Raw genomic sequence first — 20,790 nt, 5'->3', positions numbered from 1 at the left:
GGCCCCCGTCAGCGGGTGAGCCAGCGGATGCCGTACGGGGCCAGGTCGAGGGGCTGGCCGTCGACCTCGGCCCGGACGGCACGGTCGGCGGTGTTCACGACGAGGACGGTCGTGGCGTCGGCGAGGACGCGGACGTCCGGCGCGCCGTCCGGGGCGACCCGCACCGTGTCGTCGTAGCGGGTGCCCGGCGGGAACTCCTCCGCGAACCGGGAGATGAGCTTCAGCAGCGGCAACTCGCGGCCGCCGTCCGCCTGCTGGGTGGGCGTCCAGAGGCAGCCCGCGCACTTCCCGCCCTGCTTCTGGGGGTTCCAGTAGAAGGCGGTGGTGGTGCCGCCCTTGGCGAGGGCGACCATGCCGGCCGCGTGGACGGCGGTCCGGCGCGGCTCGCTCCAGTCGTCGCGCTCGTCCTGGGCGTCGCCCGGCTCGACGTAGTACTCCGCCCACCAGAGCGGCAGCTTCCCCCCGGTCTGCTGCCGCACCCAGCGGCTGACGGCGGTGAACTTGTCGGTGGCGGCGGCCTCGGACGGCAGCAGTTCGTCGTCCTTGGTGTAGCTGGAACCGTCGACGACGACGAAGTCCGCGCCGCTCTTGTGCTCGTTCCAGTACCTGAAGGCGTCGAGGGAGCGCTGGTCGACGGCGCCCCAGGGCCCCTTCAGGGCGGAGGCGTGCTCGGTGGCGCGGGGGTCGAGGCTGTCCATGACGAGGTAGGGGCCGCCGACCAGGATGTCCTTGTCCACCTTCTTCAGCTCGGCGTGCACCAGGTTGTAGAGCCGGGTGTAGCCCTCGTGGTCCCAGCGTTTGGCGTCGTCGTCGAAGAAGCCCTTGAACTCGTTCCACACGATGAAGTGCTTCACGTCCGGGTAGCGGCGGGCCACCACCCCGGCGAGCCTGGCGAAGTCGGCGTAGTGCTCGGGGCGGGGCGCGGTCTCCAGGGCCTCCTGCGACCAGTCGGTGCCGTCCTCCCCCGCGCGGCCGCCCTTCATCCAGTCGGGGGCGCAGCACAGGGTGACGACGGGTGTGCCGCCGGTCCTGCGGACCAGGTCGATCCGGCTGTCCATCGCGCCGAACCGGTAGCGGCCGGGGGCGGGTTCGGGGTTGTCGGAGCCCCAGCCCATGAGGTGCTGGATCTGCGGGAGCCGGTACGCGGCGAGGAGCTTCCCGGCGCGCTCGCGGGCGGCGGTCCCGCCCGCGTCGGCGCTGTACTGGGTGTGGGTGAAGCCCCAGCCCAGTTCCGGCTCCGGGGCGCCGGGGCGGGGCGCCGGGGTGCCGTGGACCTTCGCCCCGTCGCTGGTCGTGCCGCCCGGGCCGGCTCCGCCGGGGTCCCGGGGCCAGACCGTGCACATGGTCAGCACGAGTGCGAGCGCGACCGTGCCGACGCCGATCAGCGCGGCGAGGCGCCACCGCCGTGCCCCGGGGTTCCACCCATGACGTCCCATCACCTGCCAGGGTAACGCCGGGAGTTGACATCGCGGGCGGGTATGCGTGGACGTCGTCGGGTGCGGCGGGAAGGAGGAAAAGTCCGTGCGCGGGGCGGGCGGGTGCCGGATCATGTGCGGCATGTCTGCGAACCGCGCGAATCGTGAGGGGCCCGGAAGTGCCGGCGGGCCGGCCGGTCCGGAGTCCGCGCTGCCCATCCGGTTGAACGTCGACGACTCGGACTCGCCGTCGGACGTGGTGGACGCCCTGTTCCTGGGCCGGTTCGCCACGGGCGAGCAGCCGTACGCGCACAGCCGGTCCGTCGACCGCGTACGGTCCGGGGCCCCGCTCCTGCCGTCCGGCGCGACGGTGCTGCGCGCGGCCAAGGACGACGACCGCAGCGCGACCCTCGCCGAGGGCGAGGGGTGGACGCTGCTGGTGTCCCGGTGGAACCGGGGCGCCGACATCACGGTCACGGCCACCTCCCCCGAGCTGGCCGCCAAGGTCCTGGACGCGACGGCGGACGGCGCGCAGGACGAACCCGAACCGCAGCCCGAGGCCGTGACCATGGGTTTCTGGTACGTGTCCCCCCGGCGCGGCCCGCACCGCACGACCCGGCAGATCTCGGCCGGGACCTGGCAGGAGGTGCGGCCGAACTACACGGCGCCGGTGGCCGACGCGATGGACCGGCTGATGAAGGTGACGCCGGACGACATCGCGGGCCGGCTGCTGCTCCTGCACGGGCCGCCGGGGACGGGCAAGACCTCCGCGCTGCGGACGCTGGCCCGGTCGTGGCGGGACTGGTGCCAGGTGGACTGCGTACTGGACCCGGAGCGGCTCTTCAACGACGTCGGCTACCTGATGGACATCGCCATCGGCGAGGACGACGGGGTGACGGGCAAGTCCCGGTGGCGGCTGCTGCTCCTGGAGGACTGCGACGAACTGATCCGGGGCGAGGCCAAGCACACGGCGGGGCAGGCGCTCTCGCGGTTGCTGAACCTGACGGACGGGCTGCTGGGGCAGGGGCGCAACGTCCTGGTCGGCGTCACCACCAACGAGGACCTGGAGCGGCTGCACCCGGCGGTGGTCCGCCCCGGCCGCTGCCTGGCCCGGATCGAGGTCGGCCCGCTGACCCGGGCGGAGTCGGTCGCCTGGCTGGGCACGGAGGAGGGCGTGGGCCGCGAGGGCACCACGCTGGCGGAGCTGTACGCGCTGCGCCGGGGCGTGGCCCCGGCGGGCGTCCAGGGGCCCGGCCCCTCCCCCGACGCGGGCCTCTACCTCTGACGGGTGCGGCCCCGCGAATCCGGGGCCCGGTCCGCGTACGCCGCCCGCAGGGCCTGTTCGGCGGCGGCGAGGGCGGCCTCGCGGGTCAGGCCGAGCCGGCGGGCCCGGGCGGCGAATTCCCCGGCCGCCTGCGCCGCCTCGCGGGCCGCCGCGTCCCCGGCCGCCGCCACGAACGTCCCGTTGCGTCCCCGCGTCTCGATCACCCCGTCGCCCTCCAGCGCCCGGTACGCCTTCGCCACCGTGTTCGCGGCGAGGCCCAGGTCGGCGGCCAGGCCCCGTACCGTGGGCAGCTTGTGGCCGACCGGCAGGGTCCCGGCGCGGGCCTGCTGCGAGATCTGGGCGCGCACCTGCTCGTACGGGGCGACGGCGTCTTCGGAGTCCACGACAATCTTGAGGGTCACAAAACGCATTGTGGCCCATGGCGCCCCTGCATAGTCTCAGCGCCGATGACTGTGATGCTGCGCGACTACCGCCCCCGCACCGACGACGCCGAGTCCGTCCTGCACCTGCGGCGCCTGCTGCTCCCCTTCAACCTCTCCACCGCCGAGGCCGTCGAGAACGGGGTGACCGACGCCCACCCGGACTCCCACCACCGGCTCACCCTCGCCGAGGACGGCGCGGGCGGCCGCGTCGTCGGCGTGCTGCGGGCCGGCATCGACCATCAGGCCAAGCAGCCCGGCCAGGGCTTCGCCGTGGTGCTGGTGCACCCCGCCCACCTGGGGCAGGGCATCGGTGCGGCCCTGCTGTGGGCGGCCGAGGAGCAGACGGCACGGGCCGGGGCGCGCGCCCTGCGGGTCTGGGCGCTGGACGAACGGGGCCGGTCCTTCGCCGAGAAGCGCGGCTGGGAGCCCACCGGGCACGCGCTCCACTACCTGGGGCTGGACCTGACGACCGCCACCCTGCCCGACGCGCCGCCGCTGCCGGCCGGGTTCGAGCTGCGCGACACGTCCTTCCTCGGCGACGACCCGCGCGCCCTGTTCGACGCGGACGCCGAGGTGGTGCTGGACGAGCCCGGTTCCGTGGGGTGGGTGCTGGACGACTACGCGGACTGGCTCGCCCACGACTGGAACGACCCGCTGCACGACCGCGGCCTGTCCAGCGTCGTCGTCGCCCCCGACGGGCGGATCGCCGCCTTCACCACGGCCCAGTCGGACGGCGAGGACCGCTACCGGTCCGGGATGACCGGTGTCCGCCGGGACTTCCGCGGGCTGGGCCTGGCGAAGGCGGTGAAGTCCCACTCGCTGCGCAAGGCCCGTGCGACGGGCCACCGGCTGGCCGTCACCAGCAACGACGACACGAACGGGCCCATGCGGGCCGTCAACACCTGGCTCGGGTACGCCCACGGCACCACGGAGGTCGAATATGTCCGCCCCTTCGGCTGACCCCGCACGCACCGCCCAGGTCGCGCTCACCAAGGCGGGGAAGCTGAAGATCCGGTACCCGGCGGAGCTGCTCTCCGACGACGGCACCCACCTGGTGGTGCGGGCCGCCTGGGCGCGGGAGACCGTCAAGGACTTCGGGTTCGTGCGGTTCGAGCCCGGTGACATCTTCGTGGAGCACTACTGGCGGGACCGCTGGTACGCGGTGAAGGAGGTGAGAGCCGCGGACGGCCGCCTGAAGGGGTGGTACTGCGACGTGGCCCGGCCCGCCGTCGTCGACGCCGACGGGACGGCAGTGACCGTGGAGGTCGAGGACCTGGACCTGGACCTGTGGCGTTCGGCGGACGGCACGGAGGTCCTGCGCCTGGACGAGGACGAGTTCGCCGCGAGCGGGCTCGCCGTACGCGATCCGCGGGCGGCGGCGGAGGCCGCGCGCACCCTGGACGTGCTCGAACGAGCGGCCCGCACCCCGGAGTTCACCGGCCTGCTGGCCGGCCGCTAGCGTCCGCGCCGGGGGCGGCGGCATCCGGCTCCGCCGCCTCCACCCCCCAGCGGGACGGTGTCACGCGTCCGCCCCCCGCCGCAGGAAGGGCAGCCTCTTCAGCAGCGGCCAGGACAGGAGCAGCAGCACGATCACGTACACGGTGACCGAGAAGGGCGTGTCGACCAGCCCCGTCACGCTGCCGTCGCTGATCTGGAGTGCCCGGCGCAGTTGCTGTTCGGCGGCCGGGCCGAGGATGACGCCGATGACGGCGGGCAGCACCGGCAGCCCGTACCGCCGCATCCCGAACCCGATCAGGCCGATGATCAGCAGCACCACCAGGTCCAGCGCCTCGCCGCCGACCGCGTACGCGCCGACCGAGGCGAAGAAGAGGATGCCCGCGTACAGGTAGGGGCGCGGAATCCGCAGCAGCTTCGCCCACAGCGGGGCGAGCGGCAGGTTCAGCGCGAGCAGCAGCACCATGCCGACGAACAGCGAGGCGATGAGCCCCCACACCAGCTCCGGCTCCCGCTCGAAGAGCAGCGGCCCCGGCTGGATGCCGTACTGCTGGAAGGCGGCCAGCATCACGGCCGCGACGGCGGTGGTCGGCAGGCCCAGGGTGAGCATGGAGACCAGGGTTCCGGCCGCCGAGGCCGAGGCCGCCGACTCCGGGCCCGCGACGCCCTCGATGGCGCCCTTGCCGAACTCCTCGCGGTGCTTCGAGAGCCGCTTCTCCGTGACGTACGACAGGAAGGTCGGGATCTCGGCCCCGCCCGCCGGGATCGCGCCGAACGGGAAGCCGATCAGCGGCCCGCGCAGCCAGGACTTCCAGGTGCGTCTGACGTCCGCCTTCCCGAGCCACGGGCGGCCGACCGGAATCGCCTCCACGCCTCCGCGCCGCAGATGGGCGGCGACCCACAGCGCCTCGCCGATCGCGAAGAGGCCGACCGCGACGATCACCACGTCCACCCCGTCGGCGAGTTCGAGCGAGCCGAAGGTGAGGCGGGACTGGCCCGTCATCTGGTCGAGGCCGACGAGCCCGATGGTCAGGCCGATGAGGAGCGAGGCGAGGCCCCGGATGCGGGAGGAGCCCAGCACGGAGGTGACCGCGATGAACGCCAGCACCATGATCGCGAAGTAGTCGGGCGCGCCGATGTCCACGGCGAGCGCGGCGACCGCGGGGGCCAGGGCGACCAGCAGGATCGTGCCGATCATGCCGCCCGCGAAGTGCCCGATGGCGGCGGCGGCGAGCGCTTGTGCGCCGCGTCCCGACCTGGCCATCGGGTGGCCCTCCATGGCGGCGACCACCGCGGCGCTCTCGCCGGGGGTGTTGAGCAGGATCGAGGTGGTCGAGCCGCCGAACATCGCGCCGTAGTAGATGCCGGCGAACATGATGAAGGCGCCGGTGGGTTCGAGTCCGTACGTCACCGGGAGCAGCAGCGCGACCGCCATCGCCGGGCCGATGCCGGGCAGGACGCCGATGGCGGTGCCGAGCAGGACGCCGAGGGCGGCCCACAGCAGGTTGAGCGGGGTGAGGGCGGTTCCGAAACCGTCCATCAGTGAGTTCAGGGAGTCCATGACTGTTACAGCACTCCCATCAGCGGGCCGCCCGGCAGTGGGACGCCCAGCAGGTTGTTGAAGACGACGTAGGTGAAGAGGGAGAGCCCGGCCGCGATCAGCGGGTCCCGGTGGTGGTGGCGGCTGCCGAGCGCGTACGCGGAGCCCCAGAAGAGCAGCGCGCCGGAGACCGGGAAGCCGAGCGGGCCGATCAGCACGGCGTTGGCGAGGAAGACGCCGGCGAGGAGCAGGACGGTGCGCCAGTCGGCGGGCTCGGAGAGGTCGATGTCCTCGCCGCCCTCGGCCTCGCCGCGGCCGCCGCGCAGGACGTCGACGGCCAGCAGGACGGCGACGAGCAGCAGGGCGCCGCCGACGACGACCGGCACGGTGGTCGGGCCGACGGGCCCGCGCTGGGCGATCTCGGCGTGCATCGTGAGCGCGTCGGTGAGCACGAGGACGCCGATCGCGAACAGCAGGACGCTGACGCCGAGTTCGGAGTGCTCGCGCAGCCAGGCCCTGCGGCCGCCGCCCGGCGCGGCGGACCCGTCCGCCGAAGGGGGGGCCTTCTCCAGGGAGTTCGTCACAGCCCCAGCTCCTTCAGCACGGAGTCGACCCGCTTGTCCTCCTCGGCGAGGAAGTCGCCGAACTTCTCCCCGGTGAGGAAGGCGTCGTCCCAGCCGTTCTTCTTCATCGAGTCCTTCCACTGCTTCGAGGCGTGCAGCTTCTCGAAGAGCGCGACGAGCTTGGCGCGTTCGGCGTCGGTGAGGCCGGGCGGTGCGACGATGCCGCGCCAGTTGGTGAACTCGGTGTCCAGCCCGGCTTCGCGCAGGGTCGGGGCGTCCAGGCCCGGGACCCGCTCGGGTCCGGTGACGGCCAGCAGCCGCAGCTCGCCCGCCTCGATCTGGTCCAGGTACTCGCCGACGCCCGAGACGCCGAAGGCGACCTTGTCGCCGAGGATGGAGGCGAGGAGTTCGCCGCCGCCGTCGAAGGGGACGTAGTTGACGTCCTTCGGCTTGATCCCGGCGGCGCGCGCCATCAGCATCGGCGCCAGGTGGTCGGGCCCGCCGGGCGAGGAGCCGCCGCCGACCGGGACCTTCGCCGGGTTCGCCTTCCAGGCCGCCAGCAGGTCCTGGATCGTCCGGTACGGGGAGTCCTTGCCGACCACCACGATGTCCTGCTCCTCGGTGAGCCGGGCAATGGGGGTGGTGTCGGCGAGGGACTTGGGGGCCTTGTTGGTGTGGACGGCGCCCACGACACCGAGACCCATCGACATGGCGGCCTTGCCGTTGCCGTGGTCGCCGGCCAGCCGGGCCAGGCCCACGGTGCCGCCCGCGCCGGGCAGGTTGAAGACCTCGATACCTCCGGTGAGACCGGCCTCCTCGGCGTTCTTGGCGGCGGTGCGCGCGGTGATGTCGTACCCGCCGCCGGGGGTGTTGGGGACCATGAAGCGCAGGCCGGGGATCTGGGTGCCGGTGTCGGAGCCACTGCCCGTGGTGAGCAGCGGTGGCCCCACGAGCACCAGGAGTGCCGCCCCGGCAAGGGCGAGGGGGGTGCGCAATCGCACGGACGCCGCCTTTCTTCAGTTCTGCTGCGGGGAGGGGGGTGGGCTCATGTTGCCGGTGCGTTAAGGAGCTGTCGCCGTTCCGGAACCAACGGACGTTGTGGTCCTTGTGGTCGCGCGCCTAGCCTGCGCGGGTGACGAATGTGCTGGTCGTGGACGACGACTTCATGGTGGCGAAGGTCCACAGCCGCTGCGTGTCCGCGATGGACGGTTTTACGGTGGTCGGGGTGGCCCACAGCGGTGCCGACGCCCTGCGCGCGGCCGAGCGGCTGCGCCCCGACCTCGTCCTCCTTGATGTGTACCTGCCCGACATGGACGGCCTCGACGTGCTGCGTGAGCTGCGGGCGGCGGAGGCGCTGGACGCGGGCCGGCCGACGGCGGACGCCCTGTTCATCACGGCGGCCCGGGACGCCGGTGTGGTGCGGGCGGCGCTGCGGGCCGGGGCGCTGCACTACCTGATCAAGCCGTTCCACCAGGCGGCCCTGCGGGAGCAACTGCGGCACGTGGCCTCGCTGCGCACCCGCTTCGACGCGCTGGCCGTGCACGGGCCGGCCCGGCAGGAGGACGTGGACCAGCTCTTCGGGACGCGCCCGCCGGGGTCCCGGGAGCTCCCGAAAGGGCTGGCCGCGCACACCGCCGAGTTGGTGGAGCGCACGTTGCAGGCGCATCCGGAGGGCCTGTCGGCGACGGAGTGCGCGGAGGCGGGGGCCCTGTCGCGGGTGAGCGCGCGCCGGTACCTGGAGTACTTCACGACGACGGGGCGGGCCGAGGTCACGCTGCGGTACGGCGGCACGGGCCGGCCGGAGCGGCGCTACCGGTGGGTGGTGTGAGCCCCGCCGCACGCGGGGCCGACAGCCACCGGGCCGCACGGCACGCACCGACAGCCGGCGCCGAGCCGGGCGGGCACGCACCCACGGCCCCCGTGCGGCACGGGCACGCACCCGCGACCGTGCGGCACGGGCACGCACCGACGACCACCCTGCGGCACGGGCACGCACCGACAGCCGCCGGCCCGGCCGGAAGCGCCCATTCCAGGCAGCTTCTTAACCGTCTCTGAGCGCTTCCTTAAGCACACCATAAAGATCACCACCACCCGCTCCTCGCAGGGAATTTCGCCGTTCCCGGGGTTTAGCGTCTGTTTCCGCCGGGGGAGACCTCCCCCCCTCTCCCCGGCCCGCACACGTCCCCTGCCAAGGAGTTCCGCACCATGACCGCTGCTCGTCGGACCGCCGCCCGCCGCAAGGCCGCCACCGTCGCCGCCCTCGGCCTCGGGCCGCTCGCGCTGACCGGCCTGGCCGCCTCCCCGGCCGCCGCGCACGGCTCCATGACGGACCCGGTCAGCCGGGTCTCGGCCTGCTACGCGGAGGGCCCGGAGAGCCCGAAGCCGGCGGCCTGCAAGGCGGCCGTCGCCGCCAGCGGCGCCCAGGCGTTCTACGACTGGAACGCTGTGAACATCGCCAACGCCGCCGGCAACCACAAGGCCCTGATCCCCGACGGCAAGCTGTGCTCCGCCGGCAACGACAAGTACAAGGGCCTGGACCTGCCGCGCGCCGACTGGCCGTCCTCGAAGCTCGCGCCGGGCAAGCACACCTTCCGCTACAAGGGCACCGCCCCGCACAAGGGCTCCTTCGAGCTGTACGTCACCAAGGACGGCTACGACCCGACGAAGCCGCTGAAGTGGTCGGACCTGGAGGCCAAGCCCTTCGTGCGGGTCACCGACCCGCGGATGCAGGGCGGCGACTACGTCTTCGAGGGCACCCTGCCGAAGAAGTCCGGCCGCCACCTCGTCTACAGCGTCTGGCAGCGCTCGGACAGCCCGGAGGCCTTCTACACCTGCTCCGACGTGGTGTTCGGCAAGGACACGGGCGGCACGGGCACGGGCGGCGCGGGCGCCCCGGCCCCGGCCGCGTCCGCCCCGTCCGACAAGGACATCGCCGCCGGTGCCGACAAGTCGACCGTGGAGCACAAGGGCCACGGCGACAGCGACCACACGACGGGCGCCGGCGTGCAGACCGCCGCCCCGCAGACCCCGTCCGCCCCGCCGGCCCCGCCCGCCGAGCCGGACGCGAACACCCCTGCCCCGCAGGGCGCTCCGGCCACCCCGGTCGCGGCCCCGGCCGGTGACAACCTCGCCGAGACCGGCGGCGACTCCTCCACCCCGTACATCGCCGTCGGCGGCGCGGCGGTGCTGGCGCTGGGCGCGGCCGTGCTGTTCGGCTCGGTCCGCCGCAGGTCCGCGACGGGTGGCCGCCACGGCCGCTAGGCACCGGGTCAGCCGGGTGTGCCGTCCTTTCCGGGGGAAGGGACGGCACACCCGTGCCGGGGCCGCCGTCGCTTCCCGTACGGCACGGCCTCCTCGCGGATCGGCCGCGGCCGGGCGGCCACGTCCGCGGCCTCCCCCGGAATCCGTCCTCCGGCTTCACCCGTACGGCCCGCCCCGCCTGCGCGGAGGGGCGTCGCGCCGGACCGTGGGGGCATGAGATTCGCCGACGAGTTGAAGAACGCCGTGACCCCGCGAGCCGCCCTGCTCGTCCTCGGCTGCCTGGCCCTGCAACTGCTCTTCATCACGTCGTACGTGGGAGCCCTCCACCACCCCGAGCCGCGGGACGTGAAGGTGGCCGTGGTCGCGCCGGGCGGGGCGGCGGAGCAGCTCACCGGGCAGTTGAACGAGCTGCCCGGCTCCCCGCTGGACGCACGCCCGCTGGCCTCCGAGGCGGCGGCCCGCGAGGAGATGATGAACCGCGACATCGACGCGACGCTCCTGGTCGACCCGCGCGGCGGCAAGAACGACACCCTTCTCGTCGCCTCGGGCCAGGGCGGCTCGGAGACCCGGGCACTGGAGCAGATCTTCACCGAGGTGGCCAAGAAGCAGCAGCGCACGGTCGCCTTCCGGGACATCGCCCCGGCCTCGGCGCAGGACGCCAATGGGCTGAGCTCCTTCTACCTCGTCGTCGGCTGGTGCGTGGGCGGTTACCTGTGCGCGGCCATCCTGGCGATCAGCGCGGGCGCCCGCCCGGCGAACACCAAGCGGGCCGGCATCCGGCTCGGTGCGATGGCGCTGTACGCGATCGTCTCGGGCCTGCTCGGCGCGGTGATCGCGGGCCCGGTCCTGGGCGCGCTGCCGGGGAGCATGTGGGGCCTGTGGGGTCTGGGCGCGCTCACGGTGTTCGCGGTCGGCGCGCTCACGCTCGCCCTCCAGGGCATCTTCGGCGTGGTCGGCATCGGCCTGGCCATCCTGGTCATCGTGATCGGCGGCAACCCGAGTGCGGGCGGCGCGTTCCCCGGCCCCATGCTGCCGGGCTTCTGGCGCTCCATCGGCCCGGCCCTGCCGCCGGGCGCGGCGACGTGGGTGGCCCGCTCGATCGCGTACTTCAAGGGCAACAACGTGACGGGCCCGCTGCTGGTCCTCTCCGCCTGGGCGGTCGCGGGCACGGCGCTGACCCTGGCGGTGGCCGCGCGGGTGAAGTCCAGCCGCAAGGGTGCGGACGACACCCCGGGCGGCGCGACGGAGGTCGTGACCCCGCAGACCCCGCTCGTGTGATCCCCGCCCGATCCGGCGGGAACGGCCGCTCCCTGCCTGGGCCGGGCGCCGCCACCGCCCCCCAGGGGAGACACGACCGCCCGCCGACGGGTCCGGCTGTCGGCGGGCGGTCGTCCGTCACGGGGCGGGGCTAACGGCCGTAGTACGCCCTGCGCATGAGCTGCTTCATGTCGGCGAGCATCGGCATCCGGGGGTTGGCGGGCGCGCACTGGTCGGCGTAGGCGTTGAGGGCCTGCTGCGGCAGGGCGGCCAGGAAGGCCTTCTCGTCGACGCCCTCCTCCTGGAAGCTCGCCGGGATGCCGCACCTGGCGCGCAGTTCCTCCACGGCCCGGGCGTAGGACTCGACGCCCTCGGCGGGGGTCGACGCCGGGAGGCCGAGGTGCCGGGCGATGGCCTGGTAGCGCTCCGGGGCCCGGTAGACCTCGGCCTTCGGCCACGGGGTGGCCTTGGCGGCGACCTGGCCGTTGTGCCGGATCACGTGCGGGAGGAGCAGGGCGTTGGTGCGGCCGTGGGCGACGTGGAAGGTGTTGCCCAGGGTGTGCGCCATGGCGTGGACCATGCCGAGGAAGGCGTTGGCGAAGGCCATCCCGGCGACGGTCGACGCGTTGTGCATCCTCTCGCGGGCCTCGGGGTCGTGGGGGCCGTCCACGACGCAGCGTTCCAGGTTCTCGAAGATGAGCTTGACGGCCTGGAGGCAGAGTCCGTCGGTGTAGTCGTTGGCGTAGACCGAGACGTACGCCTCGGTGGCGTGGGTGAGGGCGTCGAAGCCGGAGTCGGCGGTGACGGTCGCCGGGAGGCCCATGGGGAGGGTGGGGTCCACGATGGCGACGTTCGGGGTGAGGGCGTAGTCGGCGAGGGGGTACTTCTGGGCGGCCGCCGGGTCGGAGATCACCGCGAAGGGAGTGACTTCCGAGCCCGTTCCCGAGGTGGTCGGGACGGCCACGAGCTGGGCCTTCTCCCCCAGGGCCGGGAACTTGTACGCCCGCTTGCGCACGTCGAAGAACTTCTCCCTGGCGTCCGCGAACTCCACCTCCGGCCGCTCGTACATCAGCCACATGATCTTCGCCGCGTCCATCGGTGAACCGCCGCCCAGCGCGATGATCGTGTCCGGCCGGAAGTCCCGCAGGAGGGCCGCACCGGCCTGGACGGTGGCCAGTTCCGGGTTGGGTTCGACGGTGTCGATGACCTGGAGGGCGACGCCGTCCTCGCGGCTGCCCAGGATGTCGGTGACCCGCTGGACGAAGCCGAGGGCGCTCATCGTCTTGTCGGTGACGATCGTGACCCGCTTCATTCCGGCCATCTCGCCGAGGTGGCGCAGCGAGTTGCGCTCGAAGTAGATCTTCGGCGGGACCTTGAACCACTGCATGTTGGTGTTGCGCCGTCCGATCCGCTTGATGTTGAGGAGGTTGACCGCGGTCACGTTGTCGGAGACCGAGTTGTGGCCGTAACTGCCGCAGCCGAGGGTGAGGGAGGGCAGGAAGGCGTTGTAGACGTCGCCGATGCCGCCGAAGGTGGAGGGCGCGTTGACGATGACGCGGACCGCCTTGACCCGCCTGCCGAACTCCTCGGCGAGCTCCTCGTCCTCGGTGTGGACGGCCGCGCTGTGTCCGAGGCCGTCGAACTCGACCGTCCGGGCGGAGAGTTCCAGCCCGTGCTCGGTGTCGTTCGCCTTGAGGGCGGCGAGGATCGGGGACAGCTTCTCGCGGGTGAGGGGTTCGGCGGGGCCGACCTCGGCGCACTCGGCGATGAGGACCGAGGTGTCCTCGGGGACCTCGAAGCCCGCCTGTTCGGCGATCCACCGGGGGGACCTGCCGACGACGGCCGCGTTCAGCTTCGCGCCGGAGCAGTTCGTGGCGTACGCCGTGGCGCCGAAGACGAACTGCTCCAGCTTGGTCTTCTCGGCCGCCGTCAGGACGTACGCGTGCAGCCGCTCGAACTCGGCGATCCCCGCCTCGTAGATCTCCGCGTCGAGGATGACGGCCTGCTCGGAGGCGCAGATCATGCCGTTGTCGAAGGCCTTGGAGAGCACGATGTCGTGAACGGCGCGCTGGAGTCTGCCGCTCTTGGGGACGTACGCGGGGACGTTGCCCGCGCCGACGCCCAGGGCGGGCTTTCCGCAGGAGTACGCCGACTTGACCATGGCGTTGCCGCCGGTGGCGAGGATGGTGGAGACGCCGGGGTGGTTCATCAGGAGCCCGGTGGCCTCCATGGACGGGGTGTCGATCCATTGCACGCAGCCGGCGGGCGCTCCGGCGGCGACGGCGGCGTCGCGGACGATGCGGGCGGCCTCGGCCGAGCAGTTCTGCGCGGAGGGGTGGAAGGCGAAGACGATCGGGTTGCGGGTCTTCAGGGCGATGAGCGCCTTGAAGACGGTGGTCGAGGTGGGGTTGGTGACCGGGGTCATCGCGCAGACCACGCCGACCGGTTCGGCGATCTCGGTGATGCCGTTCAGCTCGTCGCGGGAGACGACGCCGACGGTCTTGAGACCGGCCATGGAGTTCGTGACGTGCTCGCAGGCGAAGAGGTTCTTGACCGCCTTGTCCTCGAAGACGCCCCGGCCGGTCTCCTCGACCGCCTGCCGCGCCAGGTCCCCGTGGGCGGCGAGTGCGGCGAGCGACGCCTTCTTGACGATGTGGTCGACCTGCTCCTGGCCGAGCCCCTCGAACGTGGTGAGCGCGTCCAGTGCTCCCCGGACGAGTCCGTCGACCATCTCCTGGGCCTGCATGACAGGTGCTCCTTCGCTGCGGCCTTCTCGCTGATGACTCCATTCCACTCCCGACAGGGCCGGGAAAGGATCGGCGAATGCCCCCAACAAGCGGGCAGAAGGTCCCTCCGATTCGCCGAAGAGGGCGCGTACACCCCTTCCCACCTGCGCGAACAGCTCGGGACCAAAGACCCTTGAGCGCTTGTGAAAACTTTCACAAGTTTTCGCCGGGCGGCGCTCCGCACATCGCTCCCGGTCCTGTCCAGCCCCGCGCGGCCCTCACTTGTGGACAGGACTTATTCCTTGATCAACATCCGTGCAACACCTTGCATGAACGATGAACAGCGCAAGCGACCACGGAAGTTGGGAACACCTTGAGCAAGACCAGACCCACGGCGGCCCCCGGCCGGACATCCCGCGCCGCTGGCGTCGCCGCGCTGCTCGGCGCGGCGGCCCTCCTGACCGGAGCCCTCCCCGCGCACGCGGCCCCCGCCCCTCCCCCGGCGGACGTCGTCCCCGGCGAGGGCACGGCCACCCCCGCCCTCGTCGGCAACATCGCCGAGCAGGCCCCCGCCGCCGGCACCCCGGCGGACGCGGCCCGCGGCCACCTCGCCGCGAAGCGGGACCGGTACGCCATCACCGACCCGCGGCGCGACCTGACCGCCGCCGACACCGTCCGGGACGGCGCGGCGGAGACGGTCCGCTTCCAGCAGCGGCACCGCGGGGTCAAGGTCCTGGGCGGCCAGTACCTGGTGCGGATGCAGAGCGAGGACGGCGAACGCCTGGTCACCGGCACCTCCGGCAAGTACTTCACCGGCCTCGACGTCGACGCCACGGCGTCCGTTCCGGCCGCGACCGCGAGCGAGCGCGCCCTGTCCTCCGTACGCACGGAACTCGCGGCCGGCAAGCTCCGCCTGCCCGACACGGGCGAACCCCGCCGGCCCGGCCGGCAGGGCGGGGCCGGCCGGCCGCGACTGGCCGCCGCTTCGCACGGCCTCGTCGTCCTGCCCCGGGGCAAGGGCGTCCTCACCCACCACGTCACCGTCACCGGCTACGACCCGCTCGCCAAGGCGCCGGTCAAGCAGGAGGTGTACGTCGACGCCCACGCCGGGTTCCCGGTGCTCTCGTACTCCGGCATCCAGAACGCCGTGGACCCCGCCGCGAAGAAGGCCGAACAGCCCGGCACCACGGGCAGGGGCGTCAAGCTCGACGGCGGGAAGGTGAGGCTGGAGGTCGAGCAGCGGGGCTCCGCGTACCTGCTGGTCGACCACACCCGCACCGCGAAGGCCGGCAAGAAGCCCATCACCACCTGGGACGCGGCGGGCGTCGACGTCGGCGACGCGTCCGGCAAGTGGCCCGTGGGAATCAAGGAGGTCGCCTCCCCGTCGAAGACGTTCGGCAAGGAGGCCACCGAGAGCGGTGCCGTGGACGCCCACTGGGCGGCCGGGCAGGTCTACGACTACTACAAGAAGCAGCACCGCCGCGACAGCCTCGACGGCCGCGGCATGGCCGTCAACTCCCTGGTCGGCGTCACGGAGTACGGCGTCCCGTACGCCAACGCCTTCTGGGACGGCGACAAGATGGTCTACGGCAGCGGCGACGAGGAGTACAAGAGCCTGGCCGCCGACCTGGACGTGGTGGGCCACGAGATGACGCACGGCGTGGTCGAGCACACCGCAGGGCTCGTCTACACCGGTCAGTCCGGCGCCCTCAACGAGGCCGTCGCCGACTACTTCGGCAACGCCATCGACGTGAGCGTGAGCGGCGACGAGAAGTCCCCCGACGCCGGCCTCATCGGCGAGGGCCTGTGCCGTACGAAGTCGCCGCGCGACTGCGCGCTGCGCGACCTCAACGACGGGCGGACGACGTCCAAGGACTTCCTCGGCGTCTCCTTCGGCCTGGACCGGGGCGGCGTGCACCTCAACTCCACCATATTCTCCGGCGCGTTGTGGGACATCCGCGAGGACCTCGGCGGCAAGCAGGCCGACCGGATCGTCTACAAGGCGCTCACCGAGTACCTCACCCCGCTCGACGGCTTCACCGAGGCCCGCGCCGCCGTCCTGGCCGCGGCCAAGGACCTGGGCGTCACGGGCGACAAGCTGAAGAAGGTCACCCGCGCCTTCGCCGCGCACGGCATCGTGCCCGGCTGGGAGCAGGCCATCGGCGTCGACACCGACACCCTGCTGGGCGACCTCAACACCCGGGGCACCGCGCCCGGCGCCGGCGGCGGCTGGTGGGCCGCGTCGAAGTCCGACGCGGAGGGCGAGGAGGCGTACTCGGTCTGGGCCGGACGCACCGACGGAAGGGGTGGCGCGCCCCGGCTGATCAGCCCCAACGACGGCCGGTACCACATCGGTCCGGACACCGACGGCACGACCGTCGCCTGGGTCGCGGTCGGCGCGAACGGCTCCGACGTGCTGTCCCGCCCCCTCAAGGGCGGCCCTATCCGGAAGATCCGCAGCCTGCCCACGCTGGCGGGCGCGGTGCGCGTCTCCGGGGACGTGGTCACCTGGCAGGAGGGGGACCAGGCTCGCCCCTCGCGCGTGGCCTGGGTGCGCGGCAACGACCCGAAGGTGCACTACGCGGACGGCGACGACGCCACGATCACCACGGGTCTGCCGGCCCTGCACGGTACGAAGCTGGCGTACGGCAAGGTCTATCCGACGCCGGACGGCTACTCGGAGATCTCCACCGAGATCCTCGACCTGGCCACCGGCGCCAAGACCCTGCTGCCCGCGAAGGGCGGCCACATCGGCATCGGGAACCTGGTCCTCACCGGCAAGCACCTGTACTGGCTGGTCGACGACATCATGGACGACAACCGGCAGATCCTGCGCCGCGCGAACGTCGACGGCACCGGCATGACCGACCTCATCGGGGAGACGGACGAGCGGGCGTACATCTGGAGCCTGGACGCCACGGACCAGGCGCTCACCCACACGTACTTCAAGCCCGGCCAGGACCTGGTCAACTCCAGCCTGTCCAAGCTGATCCAGACGGACCCGGCCGGCCTGAACCCGGTCCGCGTCTCCTGCTCGCGCGGTGAGCAGTACGGCGTGGCCGCCGACACCGGCAAGCGGGTCGTCTGGGGCGACGGCACCACGGGCCACACCGACCTGGTCACCCGCGAGCGCCCGGCGGGCCGCTGCTGACGCCCGCGGCCCCGGGGCGGGCTGCTCGTGAAGGTTCCCCGCGCCCCTCGCAGGGGCGCGGGGAACCGCGCGACCGGCCACCGCACACCCGCACGGGCCCGATCACAGCCCCGCGGGGTGACGGGAAGGGGCGGGGCGGGGAGAGAACCCGCCCCGGCCCCGGGGGCCGGGACCGCGCCCCGCACCGCACGGAGCCGGACGCGGAATCACCCGATCTGGGTCCCCGTGGCGGCCAGCGCCGCCCGTACCGGCTGGAAGAAGGTCTCGCCCCCCGAGGAGCAGTCCCCGCTGCCTCCCGAGGTGAGCCCCAGCGCCGTGTCCCCCGCGAAGAGCGCACCGCCGCTGTCGCCGGGTTCGGCGCAGACCGTGGTCTGGATGAGCCCGTTGACGACCTGCCCGTCGCCGTAGTTCACGGTGGCGTCGAGGCCGGTGACCTGGCCCCGGTGGACCTGGGTGGTGGACCCGGACCGCGTCACCTGCTGCCCGACGGTCGCGTCACCGGCCTTGGTGATGGCCTGGGTGCTGCCGTTGTAGAGGTTCACCTCGCTGGGGTGCGGGGTGTCGCCCGTGTACTTCACCAGGCCGTAGTCGCTGCCGGGGAAGTTGGAGTCGGCCGTGGTGCCGATCGCCGCTCCGCCCTGCTTGTCCGACCAGCTCCGGATGCCGGCCGTGCAGTGGCCGGCGGTCAGGAAGTGCGGTTCGCCGCCCTTGGTGACGTTGAAGCCGAGCGAGCAGCGGGAGCTGCCTCCGTAGATGGCGTCGCCGCCCGCGACGAGCGGCCTGAACTCTCCCTTCGAGCGCTTGAGCAGCGCCTTCGAGCCGAGTTCCTTGACCGCCTTGTCGAGCTTGGCGAGGTTCGCGCCCCGCACCGTGCGGTCCGCCGTGACGACGATCCTGTTGCTGACCGGGTCGGTGGCCCAGGACGTCCCCGGGATCGACGCCCGCCCGGCCAGCGTCGTCCGCGCCGACGTCAGCTCGGCCAGGGTGTGCTGGACGACTCTGGCCTGCCCGCCGGCCGCCCGCACCTTCGCGGCCGCCGCCTCGCCGGTGACGTTGACGACGAGGTTCTGGGCCTTCGCGTCGTAGTACGACCCGGCGGCGTCCGCGCCGAGCGTGCGGGTGAGCGTGGCCGCGAGCTGCCCCGCGCCCGCCACGGACAGGGTCTTCAGCGCCGGCGTGGGGGCCGCGCCTTCGCTGGCGTTCGCGGTCTGGAAGGTGATGCCCGTGGCGACCAGGGCGACGGCGGCGGTTCCCGCCGCCGCCGCGCGCCGCTTGGGTATGCGTCGGTGCTTCACAAGTGACCTCCTGTGGGGGGTCCCGAGCCCCGGAAGGTGGGGGTGGGCCCGGGTGAGGCCTCACTATTCACAGGCTCACAGGGAGCACACAAGGTCGACTTCCGTACGCGCACACGACAAGCACCGCACGCCCCCATTCCTTTGACATGCCGTCGCGGTGCGCGGTGTGCGTACCGCCGGTCGCAGGTGCGAACACCGCGGGCGAAGCCGGAGCCGTCCCCGCCACCACCGTCCGGAGCAGGCGGAGTCGGAGCGCCGCGGGCGGGTCGGACATGACGCCCGCCTTCTCCCGCAGCCGACAGGCCCCCGCCCGGAGGAGTCCGGTACGGGGGCCTGCCCGCTGCTGGCTGCGGTTCGTTGCGGGGAGCCGGTGGCCCGGGGAAGGCCCACCGGTCCCCTGGGGGGGGTCAGTAGATGGTGACCCCGTACGCGCTGAGCGCCTCGGTGACGGGCTGGAAGAAGGTCGTGCCGCCCGTGCTGCAGTTCCCGCTGCCGCCGGACGTCAGACCGATCGCCGTGGTGCCGGAGTACAGCGGGCCGCCGCTGTCGCCGGGTTCGGCGCACACGTTGGTGCGGATCATGCCGTAGACGACGTCCCCGCCGCCGTAGTTGACGGTGGCGTTGAGGCCGGTGACGCGGCCGCTGTGGATGCCGGTGGTGGAGCCGCGCCGGGTCACGTTCATGTTGACGGTGGCGTTGCCCGCGCCGGTGATGTCGACGTTGCCGACGGTGCCCGGGTGGGCCACGTTGGCGTTGTCGTAGCGCAGGATGCCGTAGTCGTTGACCGGGAAGCTGGACCCGGTGGTCGGGCCGATCTGCGTCGTGCGGGCGGAGTTGGTGTACCAGGTCGGGTTGCCGTCGGTGCAGTGCCCGGCGGTCAGCGCGTAGTACGTCGTGCCCTTGCGGACGTTGAAGCCCAGCGAGCAGCGCCAGGACGGCGCGTAGATGGCGTCGCCGCCGGAGAGCAGCTTGGAGAACTTGCCGGGGGTGCGCTCGATGCGCAGGGCGCGGGCCTTGTCGCCCAGGGATGCCGTGATGCGGGCGAGTTCGGCGCGGGAGACGGTGCTGTCGGCGGTGACGACGAGGGTGTTGGTCGCCTGGTCGACGTGCCAGGCGGTGCCCGCCACGTCGGCGCGCAGGACGGCGGCCTGGGCGGTGGCGAGCTCCGCCGAGCTCAACGCGGCCGGGGTCGCGGCGGGCTGGGCCTGTGCGTTCGGTACGGCGACGGCGGCGGTGGCGGCGAGTCCTGCCGCCACGGCCATGAAACGGAAGCGTCTCGCCATTCCGCTGCGGGGTGTGGTGGTGCGCTCGTTCCTCACTTGTCGTTCCTCCCGAGGGGAATCGGGGGCCCGGTGCGGTGGGGATCTCCCGGGGCCCGTGAGGCGCAGCCGGGGGCGGTCCGGCGGGTTCCGTGACCACTGACCAACCCGCAATGCCCCTGACAAGCGCTGTCTCGGGAGTATTCGGGCGGCTGCCGGGGCGCGCAAGGGCGTGTTTCAGCCGCGTACGGGCGTACGGCGACGCGACGTGCGCCGGCCCCGGTGCACGTGGGGCGCCCGGGGCCGGTGTGAGTCAACTTCCGTACGGTTAGAGCTTGTTGAGCTCCCCAACCGGCACCGTGAACGGCAGTGTGTTGCCGGGCGGCGGGAACGGGCAGATGAAGTGGTCGGCGAACGCGCAGGGCGGCAGCAGCGACCGGTTGAAGTCCACGGTCACCGTCCCGTCGGCCCCGGGCGCGGCCGGCCGCAGGAAGCGGAAGCGGTAGCTGCTCCTGCCGCTGCCCGCGTCGGCGAAGACGGCCCACAGCGAGCCGTCGCCCTCGACGGCGACGTGCAGCGCGTGCTCGGCGCCCTCGTGTGCGAACACGATCCGCCCCGCGAGCCCGAGCCCCCGGGTGCGCCCGTCGGCGTTCTCCACCTGCACCGTCCGGTGCTCCTCGTACGGGACGAACCTGCCCGGCAGCACCCAGGCGGGTTCGTGGCCCCGGGCCTCGATGCCCTTGAAGGCGCGCCGCGCCGGGGAGTGCGGGTCGAAGTCGCGCACCGCCCACAGGCCCTCCCGGGTCAGGACGGCGAGCCGCCGCTCCCCGGCCGAGACCCGGGAGGCGGGAATCGGCCCCCGGTCCGGGCCGAGCGACACCTCTCCGGCGAGGGGCTCGCCGTCGACGCTGATGCCGTCGGCCTCCTCGGCGCTCAGGAGCACCTCGGCGCCGGCGTCCCGCCACCGCCCGGGCACGCCGTCGATGCGGCCGTCCGGGTGGTCGGCCAGCCAGTGGGTGCCGGTCAGGGAGAGGGGTCCGTAGGCGGACGAGACCGTCTCGACGCGCCGCTCGTGCCAGCGCTGCCAGTCCTGCGCGGCTGCCTGCGGGTTCTGCGCGGCCTCCGGCGTGTGATCACTGCTGCTCATGCCTGCCACCCTTC

The 20,790-nt window shown here is 73.0% G+C and carries 16 protein-coding genes; 7 read left to right on the top strand and 9 right to left on the bottom strand.

Going from position 1 to position 20,790, the window contains the following annotated elements:
* Positions 1 to 8: 8 nt before the first annotated feature.
* Complete coding sequence (locus ACZ56L_RS24610; protein WP_471066400.1) at positions 9 to 1,436, bottom strand: xylan 1,4-beta-xylosidase; 1,428 nt, start codon at positions 1,434 to 1,436, stop codon at positions 9 to 11.
* Between the two features lie 121 nt (positions 1,437 to 1,557).
* Between ACZ56L_RS24610 and ACZ56L_RS24605 the strand changes: the two genes are divergently transcribed.
* A complete protein-coding gene (locus ACZ56L_RS24605; protein ID WP_471066398.1) occupies positions 1,558 to 2,700 on the top strand; it encodes a DUF5925 domain-containing protein in 1,143 nt (380 codons plus the stop codon).
* Here the strand turns inward: ACZ56L_RS24605 and ACZ56L_RS24600 are convergent.
* The gene (locus ACZ56L_RS24600; RefSeq protein WP_345224490.1) at positions 2,691 to 3,101 is read right to left on the bottom strand and encodes a GntR family transcriptional regulator; all 411 of its coding nucleotides are present in this window, start codon (positions 3,099 to 3,101) and stop codon (positions 2,691 to 2,693) included. The two genes, ACZ56L_RS24605 and ACZ56L_RS24600, sit on opposite strands and share 10 nt — an antisense overlap.
* A 45-nt stretch (positions 3,102 to 3,146) precedes the next feature.
* Here ACZ56L_RS24600 and ACZ56L_RS24595 point away from each other — a divergent pair, with 45 nt between their 5' ends.
* Together ACZ56L_RS24595 and ACZ56L_RS24590 are read left to right on the top strand one after the other, a co-directional pair.
* The gene (locus tag ACZ56L_RS24595; RefSeq protein ID WP_471066396.1) at positions 3,147 to 4,082 is read left to right on the top strand and encodes a GNAT family N-acetyltransferase; all 936 of its coding nucleotides are present in this window, start codon (positions 3,147 to 3,149) and stop codon (positions 4,080 to 4,082) included.
* Positions 4,063 to 4,581 (top strand): ribonuclease FAU-1 family protein, encoded by a 519-nt coding sequence (locus ACZ56L_RS24590; RefSeq protein ID WP_471066394.1) that lies wholly within the window; start codon positions 4,063 to 4,065, stop codon positions 4,579 to 4,581. The genes ACZ56L_RS24595 and ACZ56L_RS24590 overlap by 20 nt, the downstream gene beginning before the upstream one ends.
* Positions 4,582 to 4,641: 60 nt before the next feature.
* On the opposite strand, the gene ACZ56L_RS24585 is transcribed toward ACZ56L_RS24590, so the two are convergent.
* From ACZ56L_RS24585 to ACZ56L_RS24575, 3 genes are read right to left on the bottom strand one after another with little or no spacing between them, the layout of a single operon-like run.
* Positions 4,642 to 6,138 (bottom strand): tripartite tricarboxylate transporter permease, encoded by a 1,497-nt coding sequence (locus ACZ56L_RS24585; protein ID WP_345224482.1) that lies wholly within the window; start codon positions 6,136 to 6,138, stop codon positions 4,642 to 4,644.
* A gap of 5 nt (positions 6,139 to 6,143) precedes the next feature.
* Complete coding sequence (locus ACZ56L_RS24580; protein ID WP_471066687.1) at positions 6,144 to 6,689, bottom strand: tripartite tricarboxylate transporter TctB family protein; 546 nt, start codon at positions 6,687 to 6,689, stop codon at positions 6,144 to 6,146.
* 8 nt (positions 6,690 to 6,697) lie between these two features.
* Positions 6,698 to 7,681, bottom strand: a complete 984-nt coding sequence (locus tag ACZ56L_RS24575; protein WP_401760948.1) for a Bug family tripartite tricarboxylate transporter substrate binding protein — start codon at positions 7,679 to 7,681, stop codon at positions 6,698 to 6,700.
* Positions 7,682 to 7,812: 131 nt separating this feature from the next.
* Here ACZ56L_RS24575 and ACZ56L_RS24570 point away from each other — a divergent pair, with 131 nt between their 5' ends.
* From ACZ56L_RS24570 to ACZ56L_RS24560, 3 genes are all read left to right on the top strand, one after another.
* Positions 7,813 to 8,508: a response regulator gene (locus ACZ56L_RS24570; protein ID WP_345224478.1), complete on the top strand. Its 696-nt coding sequence runs from the start codon at positions 7,813 to 7,815 to the stop codon at positions 8,506 to 8,508.
* Between the two features lie 377 nt (positions 8,509 to 8,885).
* Entirely contained in the window at positions 8,886 to 9,941 is a 1,056-nt protein-coding gene (locus ACZ56L_RS24565; protein ID WP_471066391.1) for a lytic polysaccharide monooxygenase auxiliary activity family 9 protein, read from the top strand.
* Between the two features lie 213 nt (positions 9,942 to 10,154).
* A complete protein-coding gene (locus ACZ56L_RS24560; RefSeq protein WP_345224474.1) occupies positions 10,155 to 11,219 on the top strand; it encodes an ABC-2 transporter permease in 1,065 nt (354 codons plus the stop codon).
* Between the two features lie 130 nt (positions 11,220 to 11,349).
* On the opposite strand, the gene adhE is transcribed toward ACZ56L_RS24560, so the two are convergent.
* The gene (gene adhE, locus ACZ56L_RS24555; protein WP_471066388.1) at positions 11,350 to 13,944 is read right to left on the bottom strand and encodes a bifunctional acetaldehyde-CoA/alcohol dehydrogenase; all 2,595 of its coding nucleotides are present in this window, start codon (positions 13,942 to 13,944) and stop codon (positions 11,350 to 11,352) included.
* A gap of 353 nt (positions 13,945 to 14,297) precedes the next feature.
* On the opposite strand from adhE, the gene ACZ56L_RS24550 reads away from it, so the two are divergent.
* Complete coding sequence (locus ACZ56L_RS24550) at positions 14,298 to 17,075, top strand: M4 family metallopeptidase (protein WP_471066386.1); 2,778 nt, start codon at positions 14,298 to 14,300, stop codon at positions 17,073 to 17,075.
* 206 nt (positions 17,076 to 17,281) lie between these two features.
* Here the strand turns inward: ACZ56L_RS24550 and ACZ56L_RS24545 are convergent, their stop codons facing one another.
* The 3 genes from ACZ56L_RS24545 to ACZ56L_RS24535 all read right to left on the bottom strand — a co-directional run bounded on the left by ACZ56L_RS24545 (position 17,282) and on the right by ACZ56L_RS24535 (position 20,776).
* Positions 17,282 to 18,370, bottom strand: a complete 1,089-nt coding sequence (locus ACZ56L_RS24545; protein ID WP_471066384.1) for a S1 family peptidase — start codon at positions 18,368 to 18,370, stop codon at positions 17,282 to 17,284.
* 407 nt (positions 18,371 to 18,777) lie between these two features.
* Positions 18,778 to 19,689 carry a S1 family peptidase gene (locus ACZ56L_RS24540; RefSeq protein ID WP_471066382.1) on the bottom strand — a complete coding sequence of 304 codons (912 nt, stop codon included), beginning with the start codon at positions 19,687 to 19,689 and terminating at the stop codon, positions 18,778 to 18,780.
* A gap of 268 nt (positions 19,690 to 19,957) precedes the next feature.
* Complete coding sequence (locus ACZ56L_RS24535; RefSeq protein ID WP_471066380.1) at positions 19,958 to 20,776, bottom strand: DUF1684 domain-containing protein; 819 nt, start codon at positions 20,774 to 20,776, stop codon at positions 19,958 to 19,960.
* Positions 20,777 to 20,790 lie beyond the last annotated feature (14 nt).

This window comes from Streptomyces sp. NPDC039736 (genome assembly GCF_055596485.1).
The sequence above is the reverse complement of the archived record's forward strand: the minus strand, read 5'-3'. Positions and strand labels throughout refer to the sequence as shown.